The organism is Neisseria sp. HMSC70E02, assembly GCF_001838645.1.
In the GTDB taxonomy this organism is placed as follows: domain Bacteria; phylum Pseudomonadota; class Gammaproteobacteria; order Burkholderiales; family Neisseriaceae; genus Neisseria; species Neisseria macacae.
The window spans coordinates 37942-47319 of record NZ_KV838103.1 but is presented as its reverse complement, the minus strand read 5'-3'; the positions used below and the strand labels follow the sequence as shown (position 1 = coordinate 47319).

8 protein-coding genes, 1 other RNA gene and 2 pseudogenes are annotated in these 9378 nt (G+C 50.6%); 8 read left to right on the top strand and 3 right to left on the bottom strand.

The features are described 5' to 3' along the window. Positions 1-595 (bottom strand): annotated as a pseudogene (locus HMPREF3277_RS08675) (hypothetical protein); the annotation flags it as partial. Between the two features lie 216 nt (positions 596-811). Between HMPREF3277_RS08675 and rnpB the strand changes: the two are divergent. The 5 genes from rnpB to HMPREF3277_RS08650 all read left to right on the top strand — a co-directional run bounded on the left by rnpB (position 812) and on the right by HMPREF3277_RS08650 (position 5332). Beyond that, an RNA gene (gene rnpB / locus HMPREF3277_RS08670) (RNase P RNA component class A) lies at positions 812-1173 on the top strand. 259 nt (positions 1174-1432) lie between these two features. Beyond that, complete coding sequence (gene metG, locus HMPREF3277_RS08665) at positions 1433-3490, top strand: methionine--tRNA ligase (protein WP_070870833.1); 2058 nt, start codon at positions 1433-1435, stop codon at positions 3488-3490. Between the two features lie 80 nt (positions 3491-3570). Then, positions 3571-4086: a DUF4189 domain-containing protein gene (locus tag HMPREF3277_RS08660; RefSeq protein WP_070870832.1), complete on the top strand. Its 516-nt coding sequence runs from the start codon at positions 3571-3573 to the stop codon at positions 4084-4086. Positions 4087-4180: 94 nt separating this feature from the next. Next, positions 4181-4714, top strand: a complete 534-nt coding sequence (locus HMPREF3277_RS08655; RefSeq protein ID WP_070870830.1) for a DUF4189 domain-containing protein — start codon at positions 4181-4183, stop codon at positions 4712-4714. An 87-nt stretch (positions 4715-4801) separates the two neighbouring features. Further along, positions 4802-5332 carry a hypothetical protein gene (locus tag HMPREF3277_RS08650; protein ID WP_070870828.1) on the top strand — a complete coding sequence of 177 codons (531 nt, stop codon included), beginning with the start codon at positions 4802-4804 and terminating at the stop codon, positions 5330-5332. A gap of 13 nt (positions 5333-5345) precedes the next feature. Here HMPREF3277_RS08650 and HMPREF3277_RS15365 read toward each other — a convergent pair. Continuing rightward, positions 5346-5533: pseudogene (locus HMPREF3277_RS15365) on the bottom strand (hypothetical protein); the annotation flags it as partial. Between the two features lie 53 nt (positions 5534-5586). On the opposite strand from HMPREF3277_RS15365, the gene HMPREF3277_RS08645 reads away from it, so the two are divergent. Both HMPREF3277_RS08645 and HMPREF3277_RS08640 read left to right on the top strand, forming a co-directional pair. After that, entirely contained in the window at positions 5587-6177 is a 591-nt protein-coding gene (locus HMPREF3277_RS08645; RefSeq protein ID WP_070870826.1) for a hypothetical protein, read from the top strand. Between the two features lie 286 nt (positions 6178-6463). Further along, complete coding sequence (locus HMPREF3277_RS08640) at positions 6464-7264, top strand: sulfite exporter TauE/SafE family protein (RefSeq protein WP_003755764.1); 801 nt, start codon at positions 6464-6466, stop codon at positions 7262-7264. Positions 7265-7362: 98 nt separating this feature from the next. Here the strand turns inward: HMPREF3277_RS08640 and wrbA are convergent, their stop codons facing one another. Further along, positions 7363-7965: an NAD(P)H:quinone oxidoreductase gene (gene wrbA / locus HMPREF3277_RS08635; RefSeq protein WP_070870824.1), complete on the bottom strand. Its 603-nt coding sequence runs from the start codon at positions 7963-7965 to the stop codon at positions 7363-7365. Positions 7966-8101: 136 nt separating this feature from the next. On the opposite strand from wrbA, the gene HMPREF3277_RS08630 reads away from it, so the two are divergent. Then, a complete protein-coding gene (locus HMPREF3277_RS08630) occupies positions 8102-9325 on the top strand; it encodes a YihY family inner membrane protein (RefSeq protein WP_070870874.1) in 1224 nt (407 codons plus the stop codon). Positions 9326-9378: the final 53 nt, after the last annotated feature.

Here is a 9378-nt window from a genome sequence, read left to right as displayed (position 1 = left end):
TAGCTTTTTCAGCTTCTTCAGCAGCCTTACGTTCGGCTTCAGCTTTGGCTTTCTCAGCCTCTTCAGCGGCTTTGCGTTCCGCTTCTGCCTTAGCTTTTTCAGCTTCCTCAGCGGCTTTACGTTCAGCTTCCGCCTTAGCTTTCTCGGCTTCTTCAGCAGCCTTACGTTTGGCTTCAGCTTTGGCTTTTTCAGCTTCCTCAGCCGCTTTACGCTCAGCTTCAGCTTTGGCTTTTTCAGCTTCTTCAGCGGCTTTACGTTCTGTTTCTACTCTAGCTTTTTCAGCTTCTTCAGCAGCCTTGCGTTCGGCTTCCGCTTTAGCTTTTTCAGCTTCTTCAGCCGATTTACGCTCAGCTTCTACTTTAGCTTTCTGAGCCTCTTCAGTGGCTTTGCGTTCCGCTTCTGCCTTAGCTTTTTCAGCTTCCTCAGCCGCTTTTCGTTCTGCCTCACGTCCCGCTTGGCATTCGGCGTTGCATTCTATTTTGGGTTGGTTGGTATCGCTTGAGGCGGTTGACGGTGAACCGCTTCCTCCACCGCCTCCGCAGGCGGCAAGTAAGGATAGGGCAAGGTAAGACAGGATATGTGGATAGTTTTTCATCGTAATGTACTTTTATATTTAAAATAGTTATGTGATATTCATTTTATGGGCTTTTTTATAACATGTCATTCATTTATTTGACGAACGGTACTTTTTGTTTATAAATAGTTTATTTTATTTGAATTTTTATGTTGCGAAATGGGTAAATTTTAGATAGGCGGTTTTTTTGGTGGTCAAACGGTTGTGATTTGCTTGTGTTATAATCCGCGTTTCATACAGGTCGGACAGACAGTCGCCGCGTATCGTGTAAGGCATACGGGGAGGAAAGTCCGGGCTCCGCAGAGCAGGATGCCGGCTAACGGCCGGGCGCGGAAACGCGACGGAAAGTGGAACAGAAAGCAATACCGCCGACGGCCGCCTTCGGGCGGCACGGGTAAGGGTGAAAAGGTGCGGTAAGAGCGCACCGTGCACTTGGTAACAAGGCGCAGCAGGCTAAACCCCATCCGGAGCAAGACCAAACAGAACGCATTGACGCTGCTCGCCGAGCGTTCGGGTAGGTTGCTGGAGCGCATCAGTAATGGTGTGCCTAGAGGAATGACTGTCCGAGACAGAACCCGGCTTACCGTCCGGCCTGTATGTCCCGATTATCGAAAAGGTCGTCTGAAAACCGATTTTTGTGTTTCAGACGACCTTTTGCCATAGATATAGTGGATTAACTAAATCAGGACAAGGCGAGGCAACGCAGTACTGGTTTAAAGTTAAGCCACTATAACCCGTTTTGCCCATCCTGTTCCCGCTTCACGGAATCCCCTTTTCAGACGACCTTTCCCCCGTCTCGCCCGCACGATTTACGGTATAATTCCCCATCTTTATCCATTGTTTTCCCAAGCATAAACCATGACACGCAAAATCCTCGTTACCTCCGCGCTGCCCTATGCCAACGGCAGCATCCACCTCGGCCACATGGTCGAACACATCCAAACCGACGTTTGGGTGCGCTTTCAAAAACTGCGCGGCCACGAGTGCCACTACTGCTGCGCCGACGACACCCACGGCACGCCCGTGATGCTTGCCGCGCAAAAACAAGGCATCGCGCCCGAAGACATGATTGCCAAAGTGCGCGAAGAGCACCTCGCCGACTTCACCGGCTTTTTCATCGGCTACGACAATTATTACAGCACCCACTCCCCTGAAAACAAACAGTTTTCCCAAGACATTTACCGCGCGCTGAAAGCCAACGGCAAAATCGAAAGCCGCGTCATCGAGCAGCTTTTCGACCCCGAAAAACAAATGTTCCTGCCCGACCGCTTTGTCAAAGGCGAATGCCCCAAATGCCACGCCCAAGACCAATACGGCGACAACTGCGAAGTCTGCGGCACGACCTATTCCCCGACCGAACTGATTAACCCGTATTCCGCCGTTTCCGGTGCCAAACCCGAATTGCGCGAATCCGAACACTTCTTCTTCAAACTGGGCGAATGCGCCGACTTCTTGAAAGCATGGACTTCCGGCAACAATCCGCACGACGGCAAGCCCCATCTGCAAGCCGAAGCCCTCAACAAAATGAAAGAATGGCTGGGCGAAGGCGAAGAAACCACCCTGTCCGACTGGGACATTTCCCGCGACGCGCCGTATTTCGGTTTCGAAATCCCCGACGCGCCGGGCAAATACTTCTACGTCTGGCTGGACGCGCCCGTCGGCTACATGGCGTCGTTTAAAAACCTGTGCGACCGCATCGGCATCGATTTCGACGAATACTTCAAAGCCGACAGCCAAACCGAGATGTACCACTTCATCGGCAAAGACATCCTCTATTTCCACGCCCTGTTCTGGCCTGCCATGCTGCATTTCTCCGGCCACCGCGCCCCGACCGGCGTGTACGCACACGGCTTCCTGACCGTGGACGGACAAAAAATGTCCAAATCGCGCGGCACCTTCATCACCGCCAAATCTTATCTGGAACAAGGCCTGAACCCCGAGTGGATGCGCTACTACATCGCCGCCAAGCTCAACAGCAAAATCGAAGACATCGATTTGAACCTGCAAGACTTTATCAGCCGCGTAAACAGCGACCTCGTCGGCAAATACGTCAACATCGCCGCCCGTGCGTCAGGTTTCATCGCCAAACGCTTTGAAGGTCGTCTGAAAGACGTTTCAGGCAGCGCATTGCTGGCAAAACTTGCCGCCGAAAGCGACAACATAGCCGAGCAATACGAAAACCGCGAATATGCCCGCGCCCTGCGCGACATCATGGCATTGGCAGATGCCGTGAACGAATACGTCGATGCCAACAAGCCGTGGGAGCTCGCCAAACAAGAAGGTCAAGACGAACGCCTGCACGAAGTATGCAGCGAACTCATCAACGCCTTCACCATGCTGACCGCCTACCTCGCTCCCGTGTTGCCGCAAACCGCCGCCAACGCCGCGCGTTTCCTCAATCTGGACGCGATTACCTGGGCGAACACGCGCGAAACCCTAGGCGAACACGCCATCAACAAATACGAACATTTAATGCAACGAGTGGATCAAAAACAAGTGGACGATTTAATCGAAGCCAACAAACAAAGCATTCAGACGACCCCCGCGCCTGCCGCCGAAGAGAGCAAATACGAAAAAGTCGCCGAACAGGCAAGTTTCGACGATTTCATGAAAATCGACATGCGCGTCGCCAAAGTATTGAACTGCGAAGCCGTCGAAGGCAGCACCAAGCTCTTAAAATTCGACCTCGATTTCGGTTTTGAAAAACGCATCATCTTCTCCGGCATCGCCGCGTCTTATCCCAACCCCGCCGAATTGAACGGCCGCATGGTCATCGCCGTCGCCAACTTCGCCCCGCGCAAAATGGCAAAATTCGGCGTATCCGAAGGCATGATTTTGAGTGCCGCCACCGCCGAGGGCAAACTGAAACTTCTCGATGTCGATGAAGGCGCGCAGCCCGGGGATAAAGTGGGCTAAAACGCTGAAAAAAGCTGTCTGAAACCATGCAAGATGTTCGGACAGCTTTTTTTGTATCTTCAAACCAAGGAATAAGACTGATGAAAAAACTGCTTTTTATCTTTTTGGGGCTGGCGAGTTTTAATACTTATGCCGCCGACCCAACCTATGATGCAACCAAAGGCGCATTGCAGAATAATTCGGCATTGTGTGCATACGGCTACAATCCCAACTGTGCATCTACCCGCCAGTCTCGGCAGCAGCCTACGGAAATCGTCAACATCAATGTTCCCTCAAAATATTTGGCTTTAGCAGTCAATCTCAAAACGGGTATTTCAGGCGGCGCACTTGATATGGATTCCCGTGCTGCCGCTGAAAAAGAAGCTATCAAAACTTGTGAACGAGGTGGCAGTAATGCCCCTTGTAAAGTAATCGCTTGGGTCAGAAACGGTTGTATCGCTGCTGCCCAAGGTAAAGAAGGTAAACAGTCGAGGATTTTCTCTGGTACGACAAAACCGGGTCGTGCTGAAGCGGAAGCTTTGAGGAAATGTCAGGCTGCGGGTGTTCCGCAATGCAAAATTGTCGTTTCTGAAGCCTGCTCGTTGCCTAGATATTGACAGGCAAAAGGTCGTCTGAAAGTTTTCAGACGACCTCGGTATCAGATTCTTACTTTAAGAAAAGAGATTACGACCAAACAAAGGAATAAGACTGATGAAAAAACTGCTTTTTATCTTTTTGGGACTGGCAAGTTTTAATGTCCATGCCAACGGCTGCCCCGGGCAATTTGACCCCGTCAGCGGTATTTGCCGCTTTCAGGGGAATAACGGGGAAATGGTTCAATACAATATGGCTCCGCCCCAATCTTCTAACGGCGGTTCCGTGCAAAACGGTTCTAAAGTCGTCAATATCAATGTCCCGTCCAAATACGGCGCATGGGCGTTCAATTCTAAAACAGGTATCGCAGGTGGCGCACTTAATCAAAATTCGCGTGCTGCCGCAGAAAAAGAAGCGATTAAAACTTGCGAACAGGGCGGGCGTAATGCGCCGTGTGTAGTAGGTATTTGGGTAAGAAACGGCTGTATTGCCGTTGCCCAAGGAAAATCCGGTGGAAAAGTAAAAACCTTTTATGGACAGGAACCTTCCCCAGGTCGTGCAGAACCGTCAGCATTAAGAAAATGTCAGGCTGCGGGTGTTGCACAATGCAAAATTGTCGCATCTGAAGGCTGTTCGATACCGCAATATTGACGGACAAAAGGTCGTCTGAAAGTTTTCAGACGACCCCTGTATATAAACTATTCATGATTTCCCCATCTGTTTTTTGAAAGTACCCATATGAAAAAAGCCTTTGTATTTTCTTTGCTGCTCGCCGGTTTGACCGCTTCTGCCGCCGCGCAAAATCAAACCGGTGCGCCATCCGATCCTGCGGCAGATAAAAAGCTTGCCGCCGAGTGCGGGCAATTGTTTAAAGACACTAATACTTTGGCGAACGGTTCGCTTTGTTATCGGGACAATAAAGAGACCGCCGAATATTTCAACCTTTTGTCTATGGTTTTGTTGTTTAACCATCCGAAAGTCGATCAGTGCCGACAATATCCGAAACTGGAGGAGGAATTCAAAAAACAAAGCTTTCACCATCTCGACGATAAGGATTTGAAGCGCCTTTGCGCGGAAAGCCGCGAAGAACGCGACCGTTTGCGCCGTCAGGTAGAGGCGTATATGGACAGTAAGATAAAACAGTATGCGGAAGAAGAAGCCCCGCGCCGCGGTGTTCCCGTTGATGAATTGCTGCGTAAAACCGTTGCCGAAGAAACCGAACGCCGCGCCAAAGCCGATGCCTTTATCCGTCAGAAGGATGGCAGATAGGGACGGACGGGGTCGTCTGAAAACTTCGGGCATGAATGTATAGTGGATTAAATTTAAACCAGTACGGCGTTACCTCGCCTTAGCTCAAAGAAAACGATTCTCTAAGGTGCTGAAGCACCAAGTGAATCGGTGCCGTACTATCTGTACTGTCTGCGGCTTCGGCGCCTTGTCCTGATTTAAATTTAATCCACTATAATGCGTTCCGACATTCATGCTTTATTTGAAAATATCATTCCGGTTTAAAAGGAAAAACCATGAAACAATCTGCTTTAGGCTTACTTGCTTTGATTTTATCTTTTTCAGCCGCCGCGCAAGAGCCCGCCGTCAGTTTGAATACGGAGCAGGTCGAACATTGCCGGCAAATGCTGCAAGATACGGCGCTGATTGAGGCTACGGCGAATGTATGCGGCGGCAATGAGGACATCAAAGACTATGCCGGGCATTTATACTCTTTGTACATGGCTGCCGATCCGCAAGCCTTGCAATGCGTCAATTACAGCATGGCGATGAAAAAAGAAGGGAAACCGCTGCCTCATTATGGCTATTCCCCTGAGCAAGACAGCAAACAATATTGCGCCCAAAGCCGCAAAGAACGCCATCTTGCCCAACAACGCGCCGAGGCTTTGGTTGAAAAAGAGCTGCCGAACATTGCCCGCAAAGTCTCCGAAGAATCGAATGCGCTTTATCAAGAGCATCAAAAGCAATTGGCGCAACGACAAAATACAGAACCGGATAACTGGGAAAAACCGAAATCTTCCAAGCAAATCTTGAACGAAATGCGCGAACAACTGGCGGCAAGCCGTAAAAAAGCGGAAATTGCCCGCAGGAAAATAGAAAAACAGTAACGAAGTTTCGGACAATACGGACAGACGGTCTGCCCTGACCGGATACAAGAAACCCGCTTTTTGAAGCGGGTTTTTATTTTGGAATCGATTAAGGTTTTCAGACGACCTTTTAGCAGAAGAAACTAATTGAAGCGGTTAACTGATTTTCGGTTTATTTTTACAAAAATAAATAGTGTTGACAATTTTTATGGTGGTAATTAATGTACTGATACTTTATTTGAAGTTTTAAACGGTCCTGCGTGCTGCTGCATACAAAAAATTAAATTTAATCAAGAGGAAACAATCTATGGAGCAATTATTTATTCCCGGCAGTATCATTGCCGATTATTTTTATCTCGGTCTTTTCCTGCTGGTTGCCGCGTCTTTGATTGCGGGCTATGTCGATGCTATTGCGGGCGGAGCCGGGCTGATTTTGATTCCCGCGTTTTTGATGGTCGGCTTGCCGCCGCAGGTCGCGTTGGCACAGGAAAAATTGGTGAGTACCATCGGTACGGTGGCTGCGATTAAAAACTTTATGAAAAGCAGTTCGATTGTATGGCGCATTGTGCCGGTCGGCATTGTTGCGGCTTTAATCGGGGCGTTCGTCGGTGCGAAAGTCATTCTGATTCTGCCTGTGGAAACCATCAATTACATCATTCTTGCGTTTTTACCCATAGGCTTGCTGGCAACTTTGTTCAAAGGCGTTTTGCTGAAAAAAGACGATGAACGCGGCGAGATAAAAAAATCTGCCGTCGCTGTCTTTTTAACTTGTCTGATTGTCGGTTTTTATGACGGTTTTTTCGGACCGGGCACGGGCAGCATTTTCATCATCGCTTTGTTTGTCATCAACAAATTGTCGTTGTTGCAGGCTTCGGCTACTTCCAAAATTTTCAATTTTGCTTCCAATATCGGGGCATTCGTTGCTTTCTTGATAGCGGGGAAAATGGCGTTCCTAATCGGAATCCCGATGATTTTGGCGAATTTGTTGGGCAACCATTTCGGCAGCCTCCATGCTATCAATTCAGACGGGGAAATCATCCGTAAGGTTTTGGTCGTAACGGTTTTGCTGATTATTGCTTCGATGGCATATAAGGCTTTTTCGGCTTGACGGGCAGATGTTGGTAAAAGGTCGTCTGAAAACTTGGAAATCAGGTTTTCAGACGACCTTTTTAGCTTTTGGCAGATTGGATTTCCAAGCTATCCGCCTTAAGCCAACTTGACGGCGAGTTCTGCCAGCCGTTTGCCTTGTGCGAAGGCAATGTCATTTTCTTCGGCGGTCAGGACGGGTTTGCTGTCGTGTCCGGCGACGTGGGATGCGCCGTAGGGGGTGCCGCCGCTTTGGGTGCTGCTGAGGGCGGCTTCGGTGTAGGGGATGCCGCTGATGATCATGCCGTGGTGCAGGAGGGGGAGCATCATGGTGAGGAGGGTGGTTTCTTGTCCGCCGTGTTGGGAGGAGGTGCTGGTGAAGACGGTGGCGGGTTTGCCGGCGAGTTTTGCGCCGAGCCATAGGGGGACGGTGCCGTCGATGAAGTATTTCATGGCGGCCGCCATGTTGCCGAAGCGGGTGGGGCTGCCTAGGGCGAGGGCGGCGCAGGTTTTGAGGTCTTCGGCGGTGGCGTAGGGGGCGCCGCTGTCGGGGATGTCTTTTTCGACGGCTTCGCAGACAGTGGAGACTTTGGGGACGGTGCGCAATACGGCTTCGCAGCCTGCGACGCTTTCGATGCCGCGTGCGATTTGGCGGGCGAGGTTGAGGGTGCTGCCGTTTTGGGAGTAGTAGAGGACGAGGATTTTGAGGGGATTTGGGTTCATTTGGGTATTCCGTTACAATGGGGTTGGTGGGAAATGGGTGTTAATTTCGCTGAGGCTGTGTTTTCAGACGACGTGGTGTGTGCTGCGGGCGTTTTCTGTTTTTTATTTTCAATTCGTTATTTTTTCGGGAAAGATTATGCCGTTTTTGAAATGGTGGCAAGGTTTGTCGGACAGTAAGGCGTTTGCTTTTGCGTGGTTTGTGGTCCGGCGTTTCGATGAGGAGCGTGTGCCGCAGGCTGCGGCGAGTATGACGTTTACGACGCTTCTGGCTTTGGTGCCGGTATTGACGGTGATGGTGGCGGTCGCTTCGATTTTTCCTGTGTTCGACCGTTGGTCGGATTCTTTTGTTTCGTTCGTCAATCAGACTATTGTGCCGCAGGGTGCGGACATGGTGTTTGATTATATCAATGCGTTTCGCAATCAGGCGGGGAAGTTGACGGCGATTGGCAGTGTGATGCTGGTGGTGACGTCGCTGATGCTGATTCGGACGATTGATAATGCGTTTAACCGGATTTGGCGGGTCAATTCGCAGCGGCCTTGGATGATGCAGTTTTTGGTGTATTGGGCGTTGCTGACGTTTGGGCCGCTGTCTTTGGGCGTGGGGATTTCTTTTATGGTCGGGTCGGTGCAGGAATCTGCGCTGGCTTCGTCCCAATGGATGGGGGTGTTGCGGACGGCGGGGACGCTGTTTTTTGCAACGCTTTTGTTATGGGGCCTGTATCGTTTCGTACCCAACCGCTTTGTGCCTGCGCGACATGCGTTCATAGGGGCTTTGGTCACGGCGTTTTGCTTGGAGACGGCGCGTTTCCTGTTTGCTTGGTATATGGGCAATTTCGACGGCTACCGCTCGATTTACGGCGCATTTGCCGCCGTGCCGTTTTTCCTGTTGTGGCTGAATTTGTTGTGGACGCTGGTGTTGGGCGGCGCGGTGCTGACTTCGTCGCTGTCTTATTGGCAGGGTGAGGCGTTCCGCAGGGGCTTCGATTCGCGCGGGCGGTTTGACGATGTGTTGAAAATCCTGCTGCTTTTGGATGCGGCGCAAAAAGAGGGCAAAGCCTTGCCTGTTCAGGAGTTCAGACGACATATCAATATGGGTTACGACGAGTTGGGCGAGCTCTTGGAAAAGTTGGCGCGGTACGGCTATATCTATTCCGGCAGACAGGGCTGGGTTTTGAAAACCGGCGCAGACTCCATCGAACTGGACGAACTCTTCAAGCTCTTTGTTTACCGCCCGTCGCCTGTGGAAAGGGATCATGTGAACCAAGCTGTCGATGCGGTGATGACGCCGTGTTTGCAGACTTTGAACATGACGCTGGCGGAGTTTGACGCTCAGGCGAAAAACCGGCAGCAGCCTTCTTGAGTATGTTTTGAAACGGATAAAAGGTCGTCTGAAAACGGTTTTCAGACGACCTT